This is a genomic window from Streptomyces sp. NPDC107538 (assembly GCF_055657445.1).
Genome location: NZ_JBVKAY010000002.1, coordinates 996,448 through 1,020,236, shown reverse-complemented (window position 1 = coordinate 1,020,236; position 23,789 = coordinate 996,448). Strand labels below are relative to the sequence as shown.

18 protein-coding genes and 1 pseudogene are annotated in these 23,789 nt (G+C 70.6%); 12 read left to right on the top strand and 7 right to left on the bottom strand.

Features of this window, described 5'->3' with window-relative positions; all coding sequences use genetic code 11:
* Positions 1-231: 231 nt before the first annotated feature.
* Genes ACZ7MG_RS10440 through ACZ7MG_RS10425 form a run of 4 tightly spaced genes read left to right on the top strand, consistent with a single transcriptional unit; the run spans position 232 to position 5,562 of the window.
* Complete coding sequence (locus ACZ7MG_RS10440) at positions 232-987, top strand: redox-sensing transcriptional repressor Rex (protein ID WP_471385000.1); 756 nt, start codon at positions 232-234, stop codon at positions 985-987.
* Entirely contained in the window at positions 984-2,822 is a 1,839-nt protein-coding gene (locus ACZ7MG_RS10435) for a glutamyl-tRNA reductase (RefSeq protein ID WP_471385002.1), read from the top strand. The genes ACZ7MG_RS10440 and ACZ7MG_RS10435 overlap by 4 nt, the downstream gene beginning before the upstream one ends.
* Positions 2,819-3,796, top strand: a complete 978-nt coding sequence (gene hemC, locus ACZ7MG_RS10430) for a hydroxymethylbilane synthase (RefSeq protein WP_471385004.1) — start codon at positions 2,819-2,821, stop codon at positions 3,794-3,796. Before ACZ7MG_RS10435 ends, hemC begins: the two co-directional genes overlap by 4 nt.
* A complete protein-coding gene (locus ACZ7MG_RS10425; RefSeq protein WP_471385006.1) occupies positions 3,793-5,562 on the top strand; it encodes a bifunctional uroporphyrinogen-III C-methyltransferase/uroporphyrinogen-III synthase in 1,770 nt (589 codons plus the stop codon). The genes hemC and ACZ7MG_RS10425 overlap by 4 nt, the downstream gene beginning before the upstream one ends.
* 83 nt (positions 5,563-5,645) lie before the next feature.
* On the opposite strand, the gene ACZ7MG_RS10420 is transcribed toward ACZ7MG_RS10425, so the two are convergent.
* Positions 5,646-6,506 (bottom strand): immunity 49 family protein, encoded by an 861-nt coding sequence (locus ACZ7MG_RS10420; protein ID WP_471385008.1) that lies wholly within the window; start codon positions 6,504-6,506, stop codon positions 5,646-5,648.
* Positions 6,503-9,097 carry a hypothetical protein gene (locus ACZ7MG_RS10415; protein WP_471385009.1) on the bottom strand — a complete coding sequence of 865 codons (2,595 nt, stop codon included), beginning with the start codon at positions 9,095-9,097 and terminating at the stop codon, positions 6,503-6,505. Before ACZ7MG_RS10415 ends, ACZ7MG_RS10420 begins: the two co-directional genes overlap by 4 nt.
* 236 nt (positions 9,098-9,333) lie before the next feature.
* On the opposite strand from ACZ7MG_RS10415, the gene ACZ7MG_RS10410 reads away from it, so the two are divergent.
* Positions 9,334-10,245, top strand: a complete 912-nt coding sequence (locus ACZ7MG_RS10410; RefSeq protein WP_471385011.1) for a calcium-binding protein — start codon at positions 9,334-9,336, stop codon at positions 10,243-10,245.
* A gap of 63 nt (positions 10,246-10,308) precedes the next feature.
* Positions 10,309-11,301, top strand: coding sequence for a porphobilinogen synthase (hemB, locus tag ACZ7MG_RS10405; protein ID WP_471385013.1), 993 nt, complete (start codon positions 10,309-10,311; stop codon positions 11,299-11,301).
* A 93-nt stretch (positions 11,302-11,394) separates the two neighbouring features.
* Here the strand turns inward: hemB and ACZ7MG_RS10400 are convergent, their stop codons facing one another.
* Positions 11,395-12,189 (bottom strand): DUF4232 domain-containing protein, encoded by a 795-nt coding sequence (locus tag ACZ7MG_RS10400; protein ID WP_471385015.1) that lies wholly within the window; start codon positions 12,187-12,189, stop codon positions 11,395-11,397.
* 248 nt (positions 12,190-12,437) lie between these two features.
* On the opposite strand from ACZ7MG_RS10400, the gene ACZ7MG_RS10395 reads away from it, so the two are divergent.
* Together ACZ7MG_RS10395 and ACZ7MG_RS10390 are read left to right on the top strand one after the other, a co-directional pair.
* On the top strand, positions 12,438-13,904 hold the full coding sequence (locus ACZ7MG_RS10395) for a helix-turn-helix domain-containing protein (RefSeq protein ID WP_471385017.1): 1,467 nt from the start codon (positions 12,438-12,440) through the stop codon (positions 13,902-13,904).
* Between the two features lie 135 nt (positions 13,905-14,039).
* Entirely contained in the window at positions 14,040-14,942 is a 903-nt protein-coding gene (locus ACZ7MG_RS10390) for an SAM-dependent methyltransferase (RefSeq protein WP_471385019.1), read from the top strand.
* Positions 14,943-15,055: 113 nt separating this feature from the next.
* Here the strand turns inward: ACZ7MG_RS10390 and ACZ7MG_RS10385 are convergent, their stop codons facing one another.
* Positions 15,056-15,982, bottom strand: a complete 927-nt coding sequence (locus tag ACZ7MG_RS10385; RefSeq protein WP_471385021.1) for a phosphotransferase family protein — start codon at positions 15,980-15,982, stop codon at positions 15,056-15,058.
* Positions 15,983-16,111: 129 nt separating this feature from the next.
* On the opposite strand from ACZ7MG_RS10385, the gene ACZ7MG_RS10380 reads away from it, so the two are divergent.
* Positions 16,112-17,392, top strand: a complete 1,281-nt coding sequence (locus ACZ7MG_RS10380; RefSeq protein WP_471385022.1) for an aminotransferase-like domain-containing protein — start codon at positions 16,112-16,114, stop codon at positions 17,390-17,392.
* 25 nt (positions 17,393-17,417) lie between these two features.
* Here the strand turns inward: ACZ7MG_RS10380 and ACZ7MG_RS10375 are convergent, their stop codons facing one another.
* Genes ACZ7MG_RS10375 through ACZ7MG_RS10365 form a run of 3 tightly spaced genes read right to left on the bottom strand, consistent with a single transcriptional unit; the run spans position 17,418 to position 19,296 of the window.
* A complete protein-coding gene (locus ACZ7MG_RS10375; protein ID WP_471385024.1) occupies positions 17,418-18,227 on the bottom strand; it encodes a DUF4253 domain-containing protein in 810 nt (269 codons plus the stop codon).
* A 56-nt stretch (positions 18,228-18,283) separates the two neighbouring features.
* Positions 18,284-18,469 (bottom strand): DUF397 domain-containing protein, encoded by a 186-nt coding sequence (locus ACZ7MG_RS10370; RefSeq protein ID WP_471385025.1) that lies wholly within the window; start codon positions 18,467-18,469, stop codon positions 18,284-18,286.
* Positions 18,466-19,296: a helix-turn-helix domain-containing protein gene (locus ACZ7MG_RS10365; protein ID WP_471385026.1), complete on the bottom strand. Its 831-nt coding sequence runs from the start codon at positions 19,294-19,296 to the stop codon at positions 18,466-18,468. The genes ACZ7MG_RS10370 and ACZ7MG_RS10365 overlap by 4 nt, the downstream gene beginning before the upstream one ends.
* A gap of 112 nt (positions 19,297-19,408) precedes the next feature.
* On the opposite strand from ACZ7MG_RS10365, the gene ACZ7MG_RS10360 reads away from it, so the two are divergent.
* From ACZ7MG_RS10360 to ACZ7MG_RS10350, 3 genes and pseudogenes are all read left to right on the top strand, one after another.
* Positions 19,409-19,840 (top strand): ATP-binding protein, encoded by a 432-nt coding sequence (locus ACZ7MG_RS10360; RefSeq protein ID WP_471385028.1) that lies wholly within the window; start codon positions 19,409-19,411, stop codon positions 19,838-19,840.
* A gap of 64 nt (positions 19,841-19,904) precedes the next feature.
* Positions 19,905-21,842: pseudogene (locus tag ACZ7MG_RS10355) on the top strand (P-loop ATPase, Sll1717 family).
* An 85-nt stretch (positions 21,843-21,927) separates the two neighbouring features.
* A complete protein-coding gene (locus tag ACZ7MG_RS10350) occupies positions 21,928-23,781 on the top strand; it encodes a protein kinase domain-containing protein (RefSeq protein ID WP_471385030.1) in 1,854 nt (617 codons plus the stop codon).
* Positions 23,782-23,789 lie beyond the last annotated feature (8 nt).

Here is a 23,789-nt window from a genome sequence, read left to right as displayed (position 1 = left end):
TGAGGAGAGTGTGCGGTTTTGCCCCCGTTGTGCAAGGCGTCCGGTGTGGAACGACGGTACGTGCGTGCCGGTTCCGTACATGCGCGTCGCATGTGCGTGACCCCGGTCACGTTGGCCGGGCAAATCGGACACCATCTTTGTGCACGCGTTCACAAAGACATAGCCTGCTGTCGACGGGGCGGTCTGGGGACGCATGACCGCCCGCAGCCCCGCTCTACCCGCAGGAGCACCGTGGCAACTGGCCGAACTCACCGACCGGCGACCCGTAGCCGAGGGATTCCCGAGGCCACCGTCGCCAGGCTTCCGCTGTACCTCCGTGCCCTGACCGCGCTGTCCGAGCGTTCGGTACCCACCGTTTCATCCGAGGAACTGGCGGCCGCCGCGGGGGTCAACTCCGCGAAGCTGCGCAAGGACTTCTCGTACCTGGGCTCGTACGGAACGCGCGGTGTGGGCTACGACGTCGAGTATCTCGTCTACCAGATCTCGCGTGAGCTGGGCCTGACCCAGGACTGGCCGGTCGTGATCGTCGGTATCGGTAATCTCGGCGCCGCGCTGGCCAATTACGGTGGATTCGCCTCCCGTGGATTCCGGGTGGCCGCGTTGATAGACGCCGATCCGGCGATGGCGGGGAAGCCGGTCGCGGGTATTCCGGTCCAGCACTCGGACGAGCTGGAAAAGATCATCGAGGAGAACGGCGTGTCCATCGGGGTGATCGCCACTCCCGCCGGTGCCGCGCAGCCGGTGTGCGACCGGCTGGTCGCCGCCGGGGTCACCTCGATCCTGAACTTCGCGCCGACCGTCCTGACCGTGCCGGACGGCGTCGACGTCCGGAAGGTCGACCTCTCCATCGAACTGCAGATCCTCGCCTTCCACGAGCAGCGCAAGGCCGGCGAGGAGGCCGCGGGCGAGGCCGGTGCCGTACCGCCGGCTCCCGTGGAGTCCGGGAAAGGGCCCGACGGGGATGTCCCCGCCGTGATGCCGGCATGAGTCTCCTGGTCGTCGGACTGAGCCACCGCAGCGCTCCGGTGAGCGTGCTGGAGCGGGCCGCGCTCTCCCTGGACGCGCAGATCAAGTTGCTTCAGGACACGGTCGCCGCCGAGCCGACCGCCGAGGCCGCCGTCCTCGCCACCTGCAACCGCATCGAGCTGTACGCGGACGTGGACAAGTTCCACGCGGGCGTCGCCGAGCTGTCCACGCTGCTCGCCCAGCACAGCGGGGTCGGGCTCGACGAGATCACTCCCTATCTGTACGTGCACTACGAGGACCGGGCCGTCCACCATCTGTTCTCGGTGGCCTGCGGGCTCGACTCGATGGTCGTCGGCGAGGGGCAGATCCTCGGGCAGATCAAGGACGCGCTGGCCCGCGCGCAGGAGCTGCACACGGCCGGGCGGCTGCTGAACGACCTGTTCCAGCAGAGCCTCAGGGTCGGCAAGCGGGCGCACTCCGAGACCGGGATCGACCGGGCCGGGCAGTCGCTGGTGACCTTCGGGCTGGAGCAGTTCACCGCCGGTACGGATGCGGAGGTGACGGACTGGGCCCGGGGCAAGCGGGCCGTGGTGATCGGTGCCGGGTCGATGTCCTCGCTGGCCGCCGCGACCCTCGCGCGCGCGGGCGTCGCCGAGATCGTGATCGCCAACCGGACGTCCGACCGGGCCGAGCGGCTCGCTCACCTGCTCGAAGAGCAGTATGGACAACGCCTGACCGAACAGGGTGAAACGGACGTGCTGGCCCGCGCGGTACCGATGGAATCGGTGCCGGCCGAGCTGACACGTGCCGAGGTCGTCGTCTCCTGTACGGGCGCCACGGGCCTGGTCCTGACCGCCGAGATGGTCGCGGCGGCGGTCGAGGGACGGGTGCCCGAGGGCGCGCTCCCCACGGGGGCCGAAGCTCGTACGGACGTACGACCGGTGCTGCCGCCCACCTCCATCGGCAGCGACGACGACTGCCCCCTCGACCTCCCCGCCGTCCAGGGCGGTGGCTTCTCCGTGCACGGGGAGGCCGCGGTCGCCGGGATGGACGCGGCCACGCTGGAGCAGCACGCGGCCTGGGTCGACAACGCGACCGTGGACCGGCGTACGAGCCGTCGTGCGCCGGAGCGCGAGACCGCGCGTACGCCTGCCGCCGACGCCGAGCTGATCGCCGCGCTCGTCGCGGCCGTGGCCGTCACCGGGCGGATCACCGATCTGCGTCGGCCCGAGCCCGTCGCCGAGGTGCCCCGGCCCGCGCCCGTGCTGGCGCTGCTGGACCTGGCGATGCCCCGGGACATCGACGCCGCCGCGCACCGGCTGGCCGGGGTGCGGCTGGTCGACATCGAGTCGCTCGCCGAGGTCTCCGCCGACGCGCCCATGGCGGCCGACGTCGACATGGTGCGGAGGATCGTTTCGGACGAGGTGGCGGCCTTCGGGGCCGCTCAGCGGGCCGCGCACATCACCCCCACCGTCGTGGCGCTGCGCGCCATGGCCGCCGATGTCGTCGCGAGCGAGATCGCCCGCCTGGAGGGCCGGCTGCCGGGCCTCGACGACAAGCACCGCGGCGAGATCACCCAGACCGTGCGGCGCGTCGTCGACAAGCTGCTGCACGCGCCGACCGTACGGGTGAAGCAGCTCGCGGCCGAGCCCGGCGGCGCCGGGTACGCGGACGCGCTGCGGACCCTGTTCGACCTGGACCAGGAGACGGTCGCCGCCGTGTCCCGGGCCGACGACCGCGACCGACCCGCGAGCGGCGGCGTGGACGCCGGGTCCGCGAGCGGCGACATGGACTTCGAGTCCATGAGCGGCGACATGAACTTCGTGGCGAACGCCGAGAACCGAGGGCGATCATGAGTGACCCGCAAGACAGGGCGGACAGGGCCCTGAGGCTCGGGACCAGGCGGAGCAGACTCGCCATGGCCCAGTCCGGGCAGGTGGCGGAGCAGGTCCGCCGGCTGACCGGTCGGCCCGTGGAACTCGTGGAGATCACCACGTACGGCGATGTCTCCCGCGAGGCGCTGGCGCAGATCGGCGGCACGGGCGTGTTCGTCACCGCGCTGCGCGAGGCGCTGCTGCGCGGCGAGGTCGACTTCGCCGTGCACTCGCTCAAGGACCTGCCGACCACGCACCCGGACGAGCTGGCGCTGGCCGCCGTGCCGGTGCGCGAGGACGCGCGGGACGTCCTGGTCGCCCGGGACGGACTGACCTTCGAGCAGCTGCCCGAGGGCGCCCGCGTGGGCACCGGTTCGCCGCGTCGGATGTCCCAGCTGAACGCGTACGCGCGCAGCCACGGGCTCACGATCGAGACGGTGCCGATCCGCGGGAACGTAGACACCCGGATCGGATATGTGCGGAAGGGTGAGCTGGACGGCGTCGTTCTGGCCGCCGCCGGACTGAACCGGATCGGGCGCAGTGAAGAAGTGACCGACTTCCTTTCGGTCGACACCGTTTTGCCCGCCCCCGGCCAGGGGGCACTGGCGATCGAATGTGCCGCGGACAACGCGGAACTGATCGCCTCGCTCGCCCGGCTCGACGACCCGTACACTCGGGCCGCCGTGACCGCCGAGCGGTCCCTGCTCGCCGCCCTGGAGGCCGGTTGCAGCGCACCTGTGGGTGCGTTCGCCGACCTTCTGGCCGACGGGCAGATTGTCAAGGAGATGCGCCTGCGCGGCGTCGTCGGCACGATCGACGGCTCGACGCTGGTGCAGCTGTCCACCACCGGTCCCGTGCCCGAGACGTACGACCAAGCAATGGCGCTCGGCCGTGAACTCGCCGCCGAGATGCTCGCTAAGGGCGCGGCCGGTCTGATGGGGGAGCGAGCACATTGAGCCCCACCACCCTTCCCGCCGGTCCGGACCACGGTCACGTCACCTTCCTCGGTGCCGGACCCGGGGATCCGGGACTGCTGACCTTGCGCGCCGTCGAGGCACTGGCGAACGCGGACGTTCTCATCGCCGAGCACGATGTGCTCGACGTGGTGCGTACGCACGCCCGCGCCGGCGTCGCCCTACTGGACACCGATTCGAGCCCGCCGTCGGCATCGACGGCGGCGTCCGCAGCTGCTTCCCTTGCCTCTGCCTCTTCCGCGGCTACTTCAGCGGATACGTTTTCGGGCACAGGCACGCCTCAGCTGACGGTTGTTGACGGCGCGTCAACAACCGTTGGTGCACCCGCTGTGCGGGATGCGGCACATCTTGTCATGGAGGCCGCGAGGGGCGGCAAGCGGGTCGTGCGTGCGGTGTCCGGGGACCCTGGCCTGGACACTTATGCCACCGAGGAGATGCTGGCGTGCGCCGCCGCCGGTGTGCCCTTCGAGGTGGTGCCCGGAGTGGCGGCCGCCGTGGGCGTGCCCGCGTACGCCGGTGTGCCGCTGCGGGACGCGCAGGGCGCGGACGTACGGTTCGTCGACGCGCGCACGGCGTCCGACCGGTGCTGGTCGGAGGTCGGGGCGTCCGACGGGACCGTCGTCGTCTCGGCGACGCTGGAGACCGTGGCCGCGGCGGCGGGTGAGCTGGTCGCCGCCGGCCGTAAGCCCGATACGCCGATGTCCGTGACCGTCGCCGGTACGACGACCCGGCAGCGGACCTGGACCGCGACGCTCGGCGGAATCGCGCAGACGCTGAAGCAGGCCAAGGTGCTGCCCTCGCCGGAGGGCGGCCGGCCGGTGATAGCCGTGGTCGGTGAGCGTTCCGCCGCGGCCCAGCGCGAGCAGCTGTCGTGGTTCGAGAACAAGCCGCTCTTCGGGTGGCGCGTCCTCGTGCCGCGTACGAAGGAACAGGCCGCGTCGCTCTCCGACCAACTGCGCTCGTACGGGGCCGTACCGCACGAGGTGCCGACGATCGCGGTCGAGCCGCCGCGGACGCCGCAGCAGATGGAGCGGGCGGTCAAGGGGCTGGTGACGGGCCGCTACGAGTGGATCGCCTTCACCTCGGTGAACGCGGTCAAGGCGGTCCGGGAGAAGTTCGAGGAGTACGGCCTCGACGCCCGTGCCTTCGCGGGGATCAAGGTCGCGGCGGTGGGCGAGCAGACCGCTCGGGCGCTGGTCGCGTTCGGTGTGAAGCCGGACCTGGTGCCGAGCGGCGAGCAGTCCGCGGCCGGTCTGCTGGAGGACTGGCCTCCCTACGACCCCGTCTTCGACCCGATCGACCGGGTGTTCCTGCCGCGGGCCGACATCGCCACGGAGACGCTGGTCGCCGGGCTGATCGAGCTCGGCTGGGAGGTCGACGACGTCACCGCGTACCGGACCGTGCGGGCCTCGCCGCCGCCGGCCGAGACGCGGGAGGCGATCAAGGGGGGCGGGTTCGACGCCGTTCTCTTCACCTCGTCCTCCACCGTGCGGAACCTGGTGGGCATCGCCGGGAAGCCGCACAACGTCACGGTGATCGCCTGCATCGGGCCGGCGACCGCGAAGACCGCCGAGGAACACGGGCTGCGGGTGGACGTGATGGCCCCCGAGCCGTCGGTGCACAAGCTGGCGGAGGCGCTGGCGGAGTTCGGGCTGCGGCGGCGCGCTGCCGCGGTGGAGGCGGGGGATCCCGTCACTCGGCCCAGTGAGCGGCGGCCGGGGGCGCGGCGGCGTAGGTCCACGACCTGAGGTGGTTGGGGGAGCGGCGGTCTTGTGGGATCGCCGCTCCCTACGCTTCTCGCGACTGACAGTCGTAGCTCACCGACAACGCATCAGGTGGGGAACTCGCCCAACCAGCCCCGTTGCAGCAGGAACTTGGGCAGGTATTCCGATTCGACCTCGACGGGGATGCCGCCGTCGTGGGCCAGGCAGGCCAGGGCGAGGGGGCCGAGAGCGATCCGGCCCTCCGGGTCCTTGGCCCGGTCCTCGTCGGCGGTCCAGTAGGCCTTGTGCAGCTGAAGCGCCTCGACCAGCGCCTCGTTGAAGCCCTCCGCGTCCTGGCGCACGAAGCGGTGGAACAGGTTGATCGGCGGATACAGAACACCCTGCAGAAGGTCCCGTGGGGCGACCGAGGCGACCTCCGGGTTCGATCCCTGGATCGTCGCGACGAGTTTCTCCACAAGGTCCGGACGCCTCAGCCAGTACGCCTGGAGGGTGTCGACCCAGTGGTAGATGTAAGCGTCGTAGGCTCCCTCGTCGGAACGCAGACGATCGACCGGGATCTCGGACAAGCGCGTCATGCGCTTCTGCTCGCGGCAGACCACGGCCAGCCAGAACGCCGTCAGCCAGTTACCCGCATCGGCGTACGGTCGGGGACCGATGGCCGGAATATGCCGCATCTCGCGATTGATGCGGCACTCGACCGTTCCCTCAGTCGCCCCCGTGATCTCGAAGAGCGCCGAACTGATCTGCATCGCGGAGACGGTCGCCTCCCAGGTCTCCAGCGTGGCGGCATCCGGGTCCACGGTGCACCGTGCCTGCAGATGCATCAGCGCCTCGCCGAGCGTCGCGTCCATCATCCCGGGCGAACGCTCCAGCCGCTCGACCGACATCGCCAAGCCCTCCCCCAGGGCCTCGGCGAACCTCTGGGAATTAGGGCCTGGCCCGCCATGCCTCGGTACGGTGACGGTCACGGAGCACTCCTGTCAGCGATGTCGAACTCCCTCACACGATAGCCAGCGTACGTACCGGCGTTCTTCTCCCCCTTGACGACGACGTAGTCGAGTTTTCCGTCGGCAAGAGCGGCTTTCAGTTCGTTCGCGAGCACGAGTTCCTGGGGATTGTCTTCGCCACGCTTGCGCATCTCCCTGATGATGTCCAGGAAGTAATCCCTGGTCCCCTGCGAGACCCGCTTTCCGCTCGGCAGGTTTCTGGCTCCCAGACCGGTGTCGGTGCTGCTCTTGGCCTCGATGACGACATACCGGTCGCCGTCCTTCCAGACCTGGTCGAACTGGTCGTTCCCGTTCTTGGGACCGTCCAGGGGCTGCCGTACCGCGCCCGGGTGCTCGGCGGCGATGTAGTGGTGTTCCGCCACCGACTCGCCGAATGTCTCTGCCGCGACTCCCATGTAGTTGTGCTGGTCCTTGTAGGCGCCCCTGCTCTCTCCCCACAGTCCGCGCGCCTCGTCGGTCCCGTCCCGTTTGTAGATCGACTCGGCGGCGTCCCGCAGGCGCTGCATCAAGGTGTCGCTCTTGATGGCGAGATGGCGCTCCAACGCCACCTTGTCCAAGGTCCTGAGCATCTCCGGCGTGGTCTTGTAGCCACGGCCCTGCTTGACCGCGTCGCCCAGGTAGTGCGGCTTGAGGGGCTCGGGGGCGTCCTGCACCCGGACCCACGGATGGTTCGGCGACTCCCGGGTGAGCTGGGGCGGCGTGAAGTCGCTCTCGTCGAAGCGGTCGAGGCGCACGCGGTTGCCGTTGACCTTGTAGTACTTCTCGAAGTAACCGGGCTCGTGGTTGGCCCGGTACACCTGGATCTCCGCGATCTGCTCATCGGTGAGCGAACCACGAGGGCCGTACGGGTTGTCGCCGTCCCGCATGAAGCTGGGCCGCTCGTCCGCGGCGCGCCCGCCGGCACCGGCACTGTCGCCGTCCGGCCGCGCCGTCCCGTCCGGCGTGTCCCCTGACGCGTCGTCCCCGGCCCGCCCCGCGTCACCGAGCCCGTCGTCACCGGTCCGACCGAAGTCGTCCATGCCACCGCCGCCGCCACCGCGACCCACCGGCGGGTTCTCGCCGGTACGGCCTCCGGAACCGCCGAGGTTGTCACCTCCGCGGCCACCCACCGCCACGGTGTCCCCCACCCGCGTTCCGGCCCCGGCTCCCACCAGCTCGCGCTCACCGTCGGCCCTCGATGTCCCGGTCTCTCCCGCCCGCTGCTCCGCCGTCTGCTCGTGCCGGATGTTGTCGAGGGACTCGCGTACGGTTCCGTCGGCGTTGTGCATGATCAGGGTTTTGGTGTCGAGGTAGACGACCTCGCCCTCGGGGGTGGTCATGCGGACGGAGTTGTCGGGGGTGAGGCCGGCCGGGAGGTCGTCGGCCAGGTTGGGGATGTCGGCGATGTGGTAGGTGCCTTCGCCGAGGCGGATGTGGGTGCCGTCGGTGATGCCGCGCAGGCTCGCCATGACGTCGCCGATCTTGACCGCCGTGCCGCCGATGCCCTTGGCGATGTAGGTCATCGGGTCGACGATCCGGCCCGCCTTGCCGGCGAAGGAGATGGCCTTCGCGATCGCGCCGGCCTTGCCGGTCGCCGCTGCCGCGCCTCCCGCGCCGCCGGTGAAGATGGTGGTGAGGACGTTGAAGGTGACCGCGCCGGCGGCGCGGGAGGGGTTCTTGCCCCATTCGTCGTAGGCGATGAGTGCCTTGCCGGTTTCCACGACGGCCGTGCGGGAGTCGCGGAGCCAGGAGGGGAGTTGGTCGGCGGGGGTCAGCCAGTAGGCGGCGCCCAGTGGTGTTCCCGTGATGAGGATGCCGGTGGCGAGTTTGCCCAGGCCCACCCAGGCCTGGCCGGCGGCGTCCCAGCCGTTGAAGCCGACCAGGGTGCCCAGGCCCTTGATGGTGCCCCAGACGCCGTCGACGACGAAGCCGACGGTGAAGTCCCAGGCGTGTTCGTGGATGTAGTACCAGGGGTTGGACTCCTCGACGGGGTCACCCCACGGCAGGCCGCCCGCCATGGCGAGGTCCTCGGCGCGGTAGCCGTACATGTTCTCTTTGTTCGAGCCGTCGCCGACGACGAGCGGCTCTCCGCCGACCAGCGCGACGATCTTGTTGTAGCAGGCCCGCTCGGCGGCCTGGAAGGCGGTCCAGGCGGCGTTCACCGCGTTGCGGCGGGCGGTGTTCTCGTCGATGAGGTCGCCGTCGGCGACCCAGTCCTCGTCGTCCGCGACACGCCGTTCGAACGCCGCCGCCTCCGCGCGGAGTGTGTTGAGCCGGTCCACCAGGGGCCGCACCTCGGCCGCGTAGTCCAGCAGCGCCTTCGACACCGTGCCCAGCTCGGTCTGCAGATCCTGGCCCGCCGCCGCGACCGGAGCGGTCGTCGCGAAGAGCTGGTCGGCCTCGGGCGCCTTGTAGAAGGGTTCCAGCAGCTGGAAGTTGGCGTCGATCAGCAGACCCGCCGCGCCGACCGCCATCGCGTCGAACGCGATGTCCCCGGCGTCCGTCTCCAGTTGCTCCAGATTCCCCGTGAACTCCGGTATCTCGGCCGAGATGACAGGCTGGTCCTCGCTCACGTCTACCCCCGTGGACGCCCTCGCAGATTCGTTTCACCCGGTCGATCATTTGTACCAAATCCCGTTGGGTTCGGGGCTGGGTGACGGGCAGGGGGTGGTCGGGACAATTCCTGGTTGCCCGTTCGGGGCGGGTGGGGGTTGTGGGGGAGGGGAGTACAACCCGGGTTTCGGGTGTGCTGTCTGAGTGGGTGACCGAAGCAACGATGGGCACTTGGGCACCTGAGGACTACTTCCGTATGCGTACATTCACGTCGAGGACGATCGCCGCCGCTGCCACTACCGCCGTACTCGCCCTGGGGGGTGGGCTGTTGGCCGCGTCGGGCGCGCAGGCCGCCGCGGCGGGGCCGGCCACGCTCGTGCATGACGGCGGGGAACTCTGGTACAAGGCCGCGGCGGGGCAGGAGAACCGGCTGACCGTGTCCGCGAAGGTCGAGGAGCGGGGGGAGTACGACGTGTACTTCGTGCTCACCTTCGACGACCGGGTCGAGATGAGCATCGACGCGCAGGCCGCCGAGTGGGACGAGTGCGTGTATCCCTCGGCGAAGGACCGGACCGTCGTACGGTGCGCGGTCGAGGCACCGCTGGGGTCGGACGACTCGCCCATCTACAACGTCACGGTCCGGGACGGCGCCGACACCGTGACGATCCCCGCCGGGAGCGCGAGCGCGGACGCGACGGTCTACGGCGGACCGGGCGACGACACCCTCGTCGACAACGGCCACTCGGCCGTTCTCTACGGCGAGGACGGCAACGACCGTCTTCACGGGGGTGGCGGCGGCTGGGGCATGGGCCCCTTCGGCGGCAAGGGCAACGACACGATCAGTGACTGTGCCTACGTGTGCCGCGGCGGTGCCGGCAACGACTCCCTCACCGGGGACGCCGAGAGCAACAGCCTGTACGGCGACTCCGGCAACGACGTCCTCCACGGCAAGCAGGGGCGCGACAGCCTGTTCGGGGGGACGGGCGACGACACGCTGCACGGTGGGCAGGGGGCCGACAAGCTGTACGGGGAGCAGGGGGCCGACACGCTCTGGGGCGACCAGGGGGCGGATGAGCTGTGGGGGAACAGCGGGAACGATGTGCTGTACGGGGGTGCGGGGGTGGACAAGCTGTCCGGGGGGCCCGGGCGCAACAAGGTTCAGCAGTAGCGGGGCAAGAGGGCCGACGCGGTGTTGGCAAAGGGGGTCGTGGCTCGGGCGTAGCGTAGGTGTATGTCGAAGTACGGATCGTTTCCCGGTACGCGGCCCCGCCGGCTTCGTACGACGCCTGTGATGCGGCGGATGGTGGCCGAGACGCGGCTGCATCCGGCGGACTTCATCCTGCCCGCGTTCGTGCGGGAGGGTGTGAGTGAGCCGGTGCCGATCGAGGCGATGCCGGGGGTCGTGCAGCACACCCGGGACAGCCTGAAGAAGGCCGCCGCGGAGGCCGTGGCGGCCGGGGTCTCCGGGATCATGCTCTTCGGGGTGCCGGAGGACGGGAAGAAGGACGCGCTCGGGACTCCGGGGACCGATCCGGACGGGATTCTGCAGGTCGCGCTGCGGGATGTGCGGGCCGAGGTGGGCGACGAGCTGCTCGTGATGTCTGATCTGTGCCTTGATGAGACCATCGATCACGGGCATTGCGGGGTGCTCGACGACCAAGGACGTGTCGACAACGACGCGACCCTTGAGCGGTACGCGGAGATGGCCCAGGTGCAGGCCGACGCCGGTGCGCATGTGGTCGGGCCCAGCGGGATGATGGACGGCCAGATCGGGGTCGTACGGGACGCTCTCGATCAGATCGGGCGCGAGGACGTCGCCGTGCTGGCCTACACCGCCAAGTACGCGTCCGCCTTCTACGGGCCCTTCCGGGAGGCGGTCGGCTCCTCGCTGAAGGGCGACCGGAAGACGTACCAGCAGGACCCCGCCAATGTGCGGGAGTCGCTGCGGGAGCTGGCCCTCGATCTGGAGGAGGGCGCCGACCTGGTGATGGTCAAGCCGGCCGGGCCCTACCTGGACGTCCTCGCGCGGGTCGCGGACGCCGTGGACGTGCCGGTCGCCGCGTACCAGATCTCCGGGGAGTACTCCATGGTCGAGGCCGCCGCCGAGAAGGGGTGGATCGACCGGGAGCGGGCCATCCTGGAGACGCTGACCGGGATCAAGCGGGCGGGCGCGCAGAACATCCTCACGTACTGGGCCGTCGAGGCGGCCCGTCTGCTGCGCTGAGGTCCGCTTGGCGGTGTGCTGAGATCCGCATGACGGTGCGCCGAGGGCCCCGGGGTGTGCGCCCCGGGGCCCTCGCCGCGTGTTCGCCCCGGCTCAGTACTGGAGGGCGTCCGCGGCGGTCGACTGCCAGTAGGTGACGGCCACGGAGTTGTCGACGTAGACGCCCTTGGCCGGGAGGGCGGGGGACGCGGGGGAGCCGGCGTCGCTGCCCTCCTCGGCGCCCTGGAAGTAGATGACGACCTTCTTCTCCGTGGTGCCCTTGCCGCCGCTGCCGTCGGCGGCAGAGAGCAGGACGCCCGCGTAGCCCGACGCGCCGGGGGCCAGGGTCACCACGGCCTGCGGCTGGGACTCCTCGATCACGCGCGGCGCCGACTGGGCCTCGCCGAAGCGGACCGTGGGGTTGTAGTAGAGGTCGCAGTACTTCGAGCCGGTGTTCTTGACGGTGATCAGCAGGTGGTTGATCGGGCGGGACGGCGTCGTCGTGGTGACGGTGGTGTTGGAGCCGTTGCAGGTGACGCGGTTCTCGGGGTCCCAGGGGTCGGAGGCCTTCTTGGTCCCGCCGTTCGGGGAGGTCTTGTTGGCGTCGCCGCCGGTGCCGTTGGTGCCGCTGGAGCCTCCGGTGCCTCCGGTCGTCTTCGTGGAGGACTGGTCGGTCGTGGTGCCGCCGGTCGTGGCTCCGCCCGTGCCGCCGCCCGTCGTCGAGCCCGAGGCGCCGGTGCCCGAGCCGCCCGTGGACTGCGCGGCCGAAGCGGAACCGCCCGCCGCACCCTCGTCCCGGGTGCCCGTGCCGTTGCTGCACGCGGTGAGGGCGAGGGCGGCCAGCGTCACTCCGGTCGCGGCGAGCAGCCGGACGGGGCGGGCGGTGCGAGCGGTACGGAACGTGCGCATGATGAGTCCCTTTCGGACAAAGCCAGTTGAGAAGGCCGAGAACAAGTGCTCGAAGCCGTGCCGCTCGACCGGGCTGCCGGGAGCGGCGTGCTTGGATGACTCAAGCTTGTGGGGTGATCCGTCCCGGCCGCCACAGCCGACGGACGATCAGGGACACTGGAACGCCCACACCTGCTTTGACCTGCGAGAACTTCCCTTCCCTGGAACGCGGAACGGGACGCGCGGGACATGAGAAGACGGAGGAAGACGTGTCGGGGAGCGGTACCGAGAACGGTCTGGGGGCCGATTTCGCCGAGCTGCTGCGGGAGTTGAAGGAGCGCTCCGGGCTGAGTTACGGAGTGCTCGCCAAGCGGCTGCACATGAGTACGTCGACGCTTCACCGGTACTGCAACGGGGACGCGGTACCGACGGACTACGCCCCCGTCGAGCGGCTGGCCCGGCTCTGCAAGGCGTCCCCGGAGGAGCTGGTCGAGCTCCACCGGGCGTGGGTGCTCGCGGACGCGATGCGGAGGCGCAAGGGGAGTGAGGGGAGCGGGGGGAGAGACGCAAGCGAGGACAAGAGGGCCGCTCCTGCCGGGGGGACGGCCGCCTCTGCCGGGGTGACGGTGGAGGGTTCGGTTCCGGAGGTGGGGGAGAGCACGGTTCCGGAGACGGGGGCCGTGACGGAGACAGTGGTGGAGGCCGAGGCCGAGGCCGAGACGTTGATCGGGGGCGGGGGTTCCCGGGGCGCGGAGGAGCGGGTGCCCGCTCGGCGGCGTACGCGGGTCGCGCTGGTCGCCGGGGTGGCCGTGGCCGCCGTGCTGGGTGCGGTCACGCTCGCCGTGAGTCTGCCGTCCGCGGAGAAGGGGGACGGGGCCGGGCGTACGGCCGGGGCCGCGTCCGCCGGCGGTGACCGGACGGAGGCGGCGGCCAAGGACTCCCCGTCGCCGTCAAGTGCCTCGCCCTCCGTCTCCGCGAGCGAGTCGGCGGCCAAGGGCGGCAAGGGCGGCACGGGCGAGAAGGGGGCCGGGGCCTCGGCCACGGGCACGCCCACCAGCCCCGGCGGGGCGGGCGCGGGCGGTACGGACGCCTCCCTTCCGGCGCCGCTGACCGTGAAGGTGGAGCCGTACACCTGGGAGAGCCCCTGCTCCCAGCGGTATCTGGTCGACAGCCCGAGCACGGAGGTCGGGCCTCCGCCGCCGGAGCAGGACGCGGCGGGCTGGGTGGCGTCGGAGGGGGCCGTGTCGTCGGGGCAGCAGTTCCTGACGCTCACCTTGCAGGGCACCGGGGAGGAGACCGTGGTCGTACGGAGCCTCAAGGTCCGGATGGCCGGCAAGCGGGCGCCCCTCGCCTGGAACGACTACGCCATGGGATACCCGGGTGTCGGCTGCGGGGCCGGTGTCCCGACCCGGTCCTTCACCATCGCCCTCGACGCCGCGCGCCCCGATGTGAAGCCCAAGGCGGGCAGCAAGAACTTCCCGTACTCCGTCAGCGAGTCCGACCCCGAGGTCTACTACATCACCGCCGACGCCTCGGCGTACTACGTCAGTTGGTACCTGGAACTGCAGTGGAGCAGCGGCGACCGCAGCGGCACGCTGACCGTGAACGACAGCGGGCGGCCGTTCCGTACGAGCGGCAACAACGGGCGTCCGGCGTTCGAGTATCCGCTCGGCGGGCCGAAGTGGGTGCCGGAGGGGACGACGCTGGGCGACGACGGCGAGGACGGCGAGGGGTAGGCGAGGGGTAGCAGCCGGCTTCGCAGGGTGCCCCCGGCATCGCAGGGTGCCCCCGGCACCGTCCCGGCACCATCAACTCCCGCTGGACGTTAGGTTGTTGTTCCTTCAATGATGCGACCTCCAGGGAGAGGCTTTATGGCCGGTGACGCGCTCAGTCAGGACCCCGCCGAGCTGCGGAAGAGGATCGACGCCACCAAGGCGCACCCGGCGCGGGTCTACGACGTCTTCCTCGGCGGCAAGGACAACTACCCCGTGGACCGGGAGGCGGCCGGTGCGGCGCTCGCGGCCAATCCGCGCGGCTATCTCGACGTCCGGCACAACCGGGACTTCCTGCGCCGTGCGGTGACCATGCTCGCCCGGGACGAGGGCGTCCACCAGTTCCTCGACATCGGCACCGGGCTGCCGACCGCCGAGAACGTCCACCAGATCGCCCAGGAGATCGTCCCCGACGCACGGGTCGTGTACGTCGACAACGACCCGGTGGTGCTCGCCCACGCGCGCGCGTTGCTCACCAGCGGGCCCCAGGGGGCCACGGACTACATCGACGCCGACCTCAAGGCGCCGGGGTCGATCCTCGAAGCGGCCGCGAAGACGCTCGACTTCGACCGGCCGATCGCGCTGTGCCTGGTGGCGATCCTGCACTTCGTGGAGGACGACGAGGCGTACCCCGTGGTGCGGGAGCTGGTGGAGGCGCTGCCCGCCGGGAGCCGGCTGGTCCTCAGCCATCTGACCGAGGACCTCAATCCGGCGAAGATCCGCGCGGTGCAGGAGACCTACACCAAGCGGGGGTTCACCTTCGTGCTGCGGTCCAGGGACGAGGTCGCGCGGTTCTTCGAGCAGAGCGGTCTCGTGGTGGACGAGCCCGGGGTGGTGCCGGCGCACCACTGGCGCTTCTCGGGTGGTGCGCCGGTGCCTCCGGCGGTCGAGCCGCATGTGCTGGCCGGGATGGATGACATCGAGAGGGTGCGGTACCGGGACATCAATGATGTGACCGACGCGGACATCAATGTGTATGCGGCGGTGGGGCGCAAGGGGTAGCGGGGGAGGGGCAGGGGACAGGGGGCGTTCGTGGTCGGGTGCGGGTGCGGGTGCGTGGGGCTTCTCGCGCAGTTCCCCGCGCCCCTGAAGGACGGGGGCTGCGCCCCTGTCCTTCATCCTGTTCCGAACCATGTCTCCGCCAGTGACTCGAAGTTCTGGCTGGGTGGGGCCGGGAGGCGGCTGAGGTACCAGTTCAGGTCGCTGTAGACGTGGAGGAGGGTGTAGGCCATCAGTTCGCGGGGGTCGAACGGGGGGTGGCCGTAGGCCTCGTAGAAGAGCTTGAGGAGGGTGGGGTCGGCGCGGGTGAGGTGGATGCCGACGCTGACGAAGTCGTAGGCGGGGTCGCCGACCATGGCCGGTTCGAAGTCGAAGAGGCCGGTGAGGCGCCAGTCGGCCGGGTCGACGGTCAGGTGCTCGCGCATGATCTCGGTGTGCAGCAGGACCGGGCGGCGCGGGGCGGGCAGCGGGACGGAGCGGAGGAAGTCCGGGATCTGCTCCAGCCAGGGGCCCGTGAGGCCGCTCAACTGCTGCTGCTCGACCGCCGCCAGGCGCTGGGCGGCGACGAACCTGCCCCAGTCCGGCGGCCCGGTGAGCGGGATGACCGGAGTGGCGTCCAGCGCGTGCAGGGCGGCGAGGCCCTCGGCGGCCTCGGCGACGATGCGTTCCTGGTCGGCCCGGGGGATCCGGGGCCAGACCTCGTTGAGGTCCTCGCCGGGCAGCCGGGACATCAGCACATAGCGCCAGCCGTTCTTGTACTGGTCGGCCGCGTGCAACCGCGGTGTGGGGATGGGTAGTTTGCCCCACAGGATCGACAGCAGGCGGGCTTCGCGGACGGCTTCCGCGGCTTCGAAACCCGGATAGAGCTTGAGGACGAGAGCGTCGCCGACGGCGTACACCGGCAGCGAGCCCTCGGGGAACCGCACGATTCGCGCACCTGCGAGACCGAGCGAGCCGCAGAGATCCTGGGCAGCCGGTCGCAGCAGCGCCTCGTCACCGACGACTTCTTGCAACTCGTCGTTCGTGTCCACGCTGGGCAGCATGCGCGCAGCCTAGGGGGTGCGGGGCAGGGTCCGCATGGCGGAAATGGTGGATGTAAGGGGCACGCACCTGGCTAGGGTGCGGGCAGTGGGCGGGGCCGCACCGTCCGGGAGTGCCGAAGGAGCCGTGGGATGAGTGCCGTGGATGCCGTGCACGACGCGTATGACGTGCAGTTTGTCGTGGAAGCCGGGGACGGGGGCGGTTCGGGGCGCGCGGACGAGGCGCGCGCCGGGGCGGCCGTGCCCCGTTTCGCCGAGCGGGTCACCGCAGTCGGAGGTTCCCCCGTACGGGACATCCTCGCCGTCACCTCGCGTTCCGAAGTCGTCAACTTCGCGGGGGGATTGCCCGCTCCGGAGCTGTTCGACGCGGAGGGGATAGCGGCCGCCTACCGCGATGTGTTCGCCGAGTCCGCGGGGCGCGCACTGCAGTACGCCACGACCGAGGGCGAGCCGGTCCTCCGCGCGGCGCTCGCGGCGCGGTACGGGGCGCGTGGGCTGGAGACCGGCGCGGACGAGGTGCTCGTCACCACCGGATCGCAACAGGCGCTGTCGCTGCTCGCCACCGCGCTGCTGGAGCCGGGAGACGTCGTCCTGGTCGAGGACCCCTGCTATCTGGCGGCACTCCAGGCGTTCCGGTTCGCCGGGGCGCGGGTGGTGGCCGTGCCGGGCGACGGGCAGGGGGTGGACCCGGCGGCGCTGGAGGAGCTGGTGGTACGGCACCGGCCCAAGTTCTTCTACACCGTGCCCACCTTCCAGAACCCGACCGGGCGCACGCTCCCCGCCGGGCGCCGGGCGGCCGTCGCCTCCGTGGCCGCGCGGCGCGGGCTGTGGATCGTCGAGGACGACCCGTACGGCGAACTCCGCTTCGAGGGCGACCGGGTGCCGTGGATCGCGTCGTACCCGGGTGCCGGGGACCGTACGGTGCTGCTGGGCTCCTTCTCCAAGGTGATGGCGCCCGGGATGCGGCTCGGCTGGCTGCGCGCGCCGGCGGGGCTGCGCCGGGCGTGCGCGGTCGCCAAGCAGGCGGCCGATCTGCACACCCCGACCGTCAACCAGCTCGCCGCGGCCCGCTATCTCGCCGACCGTGACCTGGACGCCCATGTCGCCCGGGTCGCCGCCGCCTACCGGGAGCGCCGCGACGCCATGCTCGACGGCCTCGCCGACGCGCTCCCGGAGGGCTCCGTCTGGAACCGTCCCGAGGGCGGCATGTTCCTCTGGGCCCGCCTCCCCTCCGCCTACGACACCACCGCCCTGCTCCCGCGCGTCGTCGAGCAGGACGTGGCGTACGTCCCCGGGGCGCCCTTCTACGCCGGTGAACCGGACCGGTCGACGCTGCGGCTGTGCTTCGTGACCCAGACGCCGGAGGAGATCCGGGAGGGGTTGCGGAGGCTGGGGGTGGGGTTGCGGGGGTGAGGGTTCCGCGTCTTGTGGTGGTGGCTCAGTCCCACCAGAAGGACCAGGTGGGAGCGTTGAGGAGGGTGCGGGCGTAGGCGGGGCGGGTGGCGTTGTCCGTGTCCTGGGAGATGTTGTCGGGGCAGAAGGCGAAGTGTTCGTCGGCGACGGCTTCGGCTTCCGCCTCGGTGGTGGGCGGGGCGGCGACCGAGAGGACGAGCTGGTCGTAGGTGAGGGCGACGACGCGTATGCCGAAGCGGTCCTCCCAGGAGCGCAGCACCGCGCAGAGCTTCGCCACGTCGTTCTCGTGGTTCAGCGGGCCGGTCCAGCCGATCGCCGCCGGGATGTCGGCGCTGCGGCGGGCGGGGACCAGGGCGAGGCGGGGGTCCTTCAGCCGGGAGGGGTCCTGCACCAGGGCGTCGGCGGTGTCGGCGGCGTGGGTGTCGGGATCAGGGGCCGGGGGCCGGATCTGGGCGGGGGCTTCGGCGAGGCCCGGCCAGTCGGGGTCGTCGGCGGAGGCGTACTCGTCCCAGAACTCGGCCAGGACCTCGTCGGCGTCGTGGTCACCGGGGTACGACATTCCGCCCGGACTCAACTCCCATTCCTCCGGCCCGCCCCGGCCGTCCCCGACGTCCAGCAGCAGCGGGAGGAGACCGGCCGTACGGCGTACGGGCTCTACGGCCGCCCAGGCACCGGGTGCGGCCGGTTCGTCCGCGCACCACAGCAGCGGCTCGTGCCACGGCCCTTCGTCGGTCGTGTCGATCAGCCTCCCCTGCGGAAGCGGGAGTTCAAGCCCGAGCACACGCCCGCTCGGGTCGGCCGCCAACTGGGGCAGCGGGTTGGGAAGTGTCGCCATGGGGGTGACTGTAGGGGCAGGCACTGACAGCGGTCCGTCCCCCGGCGGTCGGTGCGTCAGCGCTCCGCTGCGTGCGTGGTGAAGGCCGACCAAGCGGTGGGGGAGAGCCGGAGGGTGGGGCCGTCTTCCGGGTTCTTGGAGTCGCGGATGTGGATGGCGTGGGGGTGGAGGGCGACTTCGAGGCAGGCGCCGCCTTCGTCGCCGCTGTAGCTCGACTTGAACCACTTAAGCGTGGTGCTCATTTCTCTCCTAGCAGACGGTCGAGCAACCCCTTGGACTCCTGCGGAGAAAGGGCCTGAGACCGCAGCATCGCATACTTGCGCGCAAGGATGGACACCTCTTCCGGGTCGGAAACCCACTGGCTGCCGCGCTGGCTCTCGGTGTAGGCGAGATGCAAGTGGTCGGGGGTTTCTAGGAGGATGAACGGGCCATTCAGCCCAGCGTGCGAGGCGGTGGTCATCGGCAGGAACTGGAGTGCCAGGCCCGGAAGTTCGGCGCACTCGTGCAGGCGGCGGAGCTGCTCTCGCCGTACCTTTGGCCCTCCGATGCCCAGATGGAGCACCGACTCCCACACGATGAAGCTCATCGTCGGCGGGGTCTTGCGCTGGAGGATCTCCTGACGCTCCACGCGCGCTGCCGTCTTTGTCTCGATCTCGTCCTCGTCGAACGCCGGAACGCGCTCCCGAAGAACCGCACGCGCGTACTCCTCGGTCTGGAGCAGCCCCGGCAGGACCGCGTTGTCGTACCAGGACAAGGCGATCGCTTCACGCTCGTGCACCATGTACTGCTCCGCGAAGAGCGGGAACTGGTCGATCTCCGGCATGTTCCGTACGCCGGTGAGCAACATCCCTTTGGTGTCGAGGAGTTGGTCCAAGGTCTCCGCCAGGTCCGGCAGTAGTGGTCGCCTCCCTTGCTCGATCGACGCGATCGTCTCCTCGTCCGCTAGGACCGCCTCGGCGAGCGAACGCTGCGTGTACCCCGCAGTCTTGCGCGCCGCCTGCAGCTGCGCGCCGACCATGCGCATGGTGGAGATGTTTCGCTTGCGGGGCTGCTGCTTCTTGGAGTTCATGCCGGTCTAACTCCCCGTGCCCGTTGGTACCGACCCCGCGCGAACCCGTACAAAAAATCCGTACGGGTTCACGCACTGATCCACGATAGTGACGCTGAGCAACTCTCGTACCGTGAACGAGACAACCCAACTCCCGCACCTTCGCGAGAGGTTCTTCCGCCGTGAGCGCCGTTCCGTCCCGGCCGCCAGGCGGTTCGCGTACGAGACCCTGGCCGGCTGGGGGCTCGCCGAGGCCGAGCGCAGCGCTGACCTGTTGCTGTGCGTGAGCGAGCTGGCGACCAACGCGTTGGCGCACGGGGTGCCGCCGGGGCGGCAGTTCCTGGTGTGTCTGCGGTACGGCGGGGACGCGCTGCGGGTGGACGTGCATGACAGCGGAGGCGGAACCCCACGGATCGCCGACGGGGTGGGCGCGGGGCTGGGCGAGGGTGGGCGCGGGCTGCTCCTCGTCGCCGCGCTGAGCGACAAGTGGGGCGTGGGGGAGCGGGATCTCGGGAAAGTGGTGTGGTGTGAGTTCGTCCGAGGTGAGTTCGCCCGAGGCGGCTGAGCCGGACTCGGGTCTCCGGCTACGGTGTCGACAGAGTGATCGGCGACATCGATGGGGGACGGGGATGGCCGACGGGCCAGTGCTGGCGCAGCTCCACTTCGGGCGCGAGGATGCCGAACGGGACGTGACGGACGGGCTGTTGCTACGCGGCGGTTTTCTGCCCAACGCCGCCTACCGGGGTGCGCTGAGCGGCCGGAAGATGCTGATCATCGGCCGTAAGGGCTCCGGCAAGAGTGCCATCTGCATGCAGTTGATGGCGGCGGGCGACGCGGGTGGGCACAGCGGAGGGAAGGTGCTCGTCACCCCTGACGAGGCGGCGGGCGAGGAGATCCGGCGCTTCGAGTTGCAGGGGTTACCGGGGGACTCGGCCAAGGCGTTGATCTGGCGGTATGTGTTCGCCGTCCATGCGGCCCGGCATCTGGTCGACCACGCCAAGGGCGCGCACGACGGCGGCCACAGGGCCGACTCGGTGAAGGCGCTCGGGCGGTTCCTCAAGCACAACGGTGAGGCGGCGGGCGGGAACGGCCGGCTGGTGGAGCGGCTGGCGCAGGGGGCGCGGGGGCTGCAGACCTCGCTGTCGTTGGAGGCGTTCGGGGTCAAGGCCGCCGTGGATCTCGCGCAGTCACCGTCCGAAGGGGCGCGGGCCGCACGGCAGTTGGAGATCGTCGAGCGGGGAGTGGCGCGGGCCTTCGCCGATCTGGGCTGTGACGGTGACGTCCATGCGCCCCTGCTGCTCATGGTCGACCAGTTGGAGCAGGTGTAGTCCGCCGAGCCGGACAGCAACGCCATGGTGATCGGGCTGCTGCTGGCGGCCAAGCACGCCGCGAGTCTGTACGGGCGGTCAGTACGGTTCCTGCTGTTCCTGCGCGCAGACATCTACGACTCGCTGTCGTTCGGCGAGGGCGACAAGTTCCATGGCGACGAACTGCGGATCACCTGGACACAACAGGCCCTGCGGGACCTCGCCCTGGCCCGGGCACGGGCCTCCGTCGGCGCGGAGATGAGCGAGGAACTGCTGTGGAAGGAACTGTTCCCGCAGACCGTGGGCGGGGAAGAGACTGCGAGCCATCTCTTCCGCCGCTGTCTGTCGAGGCCGCGTGACGCCATCCAGTTCCTCAACCTCTGCCAGGAGAAGGCCTGGCTGGACCATCAGCGGGACCGGGTCACCGAGGAGGACGTCGAGCAGGCGGGGCGGCAGTTCTCCGAGTGGAAGCTCAAGGATCTGGCCTCGGAGTACCTGGTCGCCCATCCCTTCCTCAGGAACGTTTTCCCGCTCTTTCAGAACACCGGGTACGTCGTCACCCGCGCCGGGCTCTCCCGTCGCTTCGAGGCGGCGGCCGAGACGCTCCACCACGACTTCCCCGCGTACGCCAACGCGTTGACGCTGTCCGGAGTCATCGACGTGCTGTACGGGGTCGGCTTCCTCGGGGTGCGGCGTGGCAACGACGTGGTGTTCGCGGGCGACCACGGTCTGCCGGTCCAGCCGTACGAGGCGGAGTTCCAGGTCCACCCCTGCTTCCGGGCGGCGCTCGGCGCGACCAGCGCCTTCGACCTGCGGCGCTTCGAGCCCCAGCTCGTCGACGCGCGGGTCGCCTCGGGGAGCTACAGCCCCGTGGCGGCGGGGGCCACCTCTCTCAACCGCGACGACCGGCTGCTCGTGCAACTCGCGCGCTCCTGCCAGTCCATCCTCGCCCAGACCGGCAGGGCGGTGGGGCTGACGCGGGACGTCCGGGACGAGATCACGCTCCAGATCAACCGTGTCCTGGACGACGTCACCCGCATACCTCCGGGGGCCGCCGGGTCCGTGGGCGTCGACGTGGACGAGTATCTCCGCACCACCTCCCACTACTTCACGACGCTCGCCGCCCAACTCCTCGACAGCGGCCTCGACGAGGCCACGGGCATCGGCGATGTCGCACGCCGGATCAACGAGGAGACACGGCGGCTGGGGCGGTCGGCGGGCGGGGCGTACGGCAGTTCGGGTGACTCGTCGGGCTTCTGAGAGGGGCCATACTCGTCACTCGTAACGGAATGCCGGGCCGGGCCGTCGTACGGCGGTGGCAGTCCGCGGACGGGGGAGGGGACCGGTGCTGAACGAGGTGCTCGCCGGGCGGTTCAGGATCACCGGTCTGCTGGGGTCCGGCGGCATGGGGCAGGTCTGGGCCGCGCAGGACGAGCGGATGCGGCGGGATGTCGCGGTCAAGGTCGTGCATCCGCAGTACGGGACGGGCGAGGCGGAGACGCAGGCGCGGTTCCAGCGCGAGGTGCAGCTGGCGGGGCGGCTCTCCCACCAGAACATCGTCACCGTGCACGACTGGGGCGAGGTGTCCGTCGAGGACCGGCGCAGGACCCTCTATCTGGTCATGGAACTCGTCCGGGGTGTTCCGCTGTACAAGCGGCTGAAGGAGCTCGCGCCCGCGCCGTGGCCGCTCGCCGTCGGGTGGGCCGCGCAGATCGCCGAGGCGCTGGGTGCCGCGCACGGTCAGGGTGTCGTCCACCGTGACATCAAGCCCGCCAACGTCCTGCTCACTCCCGAGGGGACGGTGAAGGTCCTCGACTTCGGGGTCGCGAAGTTCATGGGGGACACCATCGGCGCCCGCGATCTCACGGTCACCGGCACACCGCTCGGATCCCCCATGTACATGTCCCCGGAGCAGGCCGAGGGTGTCCGGGAGATCGACCACCGCAGTGATCTCTACTCGCTGGGGTGCCTGCTCTACCACGCGGTGACGGGCGCGCCGCCGTTCAGCAGCGCCACCCAGTGGGCCGTGCTCCGCATGCAGATGGAGGACACGCCGAGAGCGCCGGCCTCTCATGTCGAAGGTCTCCCGGCCGCCTTGAACGACCTTGTTCTGAGCCTGCTCGCCAAGCGACCCGAGGACCGCCCTGCCAACGCCGCCGCCGTCCGTGAAGCCCTGAGCGCGGTGCTGGTCGACCAGGCCGTCATGCTGCCCGGCGAGGACGTTCTCGGGATCGCGCAGCTGGGGCACGCCGGGTCGGTGGCCGGGCGGATCCTCGGGAAGACGCGGGAGGCGGCGGCCGCTCTGATGCGCGAGTCGCTCGTCGAGTCCGCGTCCCGGCTGAGCCGGCTCGACGAGGAGCTGGCTGAGCGCCGCCGGACCGTTGAGTCGCGCGTCAACGAGAACGTGGCATGGGCGGAGCAACTCCGCGCCAGCGCCGAGCAGCAGGCTCGCCGCCTCCTCGAAGAGTCACGTGCGGAGGCGGAGAAGAACCTGGCGGCGGCGCGTGCGGAGGCCGAGCGGATCGTCGCGGAGGCCGAGGAGAAGGCCCGGGGTCTCGTCGCGGAGGAGGCGCGGCAGATCCGGGACGAGGAGCGGGGCGAGGCCGACGTGCCGTCGACCATGTGGGATTCCTGGAACGAGGTGCCGAACGAGGTGTCGTGGGGTGCGGTCGGCAAGTCGATCGCCGCCCTGCGCGAGGAGATCAGCCAGGCCGTCGACACGAGGCAGGGCCGGACCGGCTCCGACCGCTCCGCCGACCGCTTCGACATTGTGCGGCGGGGTTACGACCCTGAGCAGGTGGACGAGTTCATGGTGAGGCTCGCGGTCGTACGGGACAGGGCCCGGGCCAATGCCGCCGCGCTGGAACAAGTGTTCATCACGGAAAAGATCGTGGAGAAGACCACGGCAGACACCTCGCGCGAGGAACGCGACACCGTGCGGCTGGAGGCCTTGACCCAGATCGCCATCGCCTACGGTCTGGCCAGGCAGCGCCGCATCGAGAACCCGTCGGCCCGGATGGCGTCCGCTGACGCCGGCCAGGACATCGCGGTGGTGCGGGGGGGCTACCACCGTGAGCAGGTCAACCGGCGCATCGACGAGCTGAGGAGAGAACAGGTCACCGCGAACGACCGTGTCGCGGCGCTGGAGCGCCTCCTGGGAACGGACTCCCAGGAGGCACCGCGCCAGCACCAGCCCTGACCGACCGG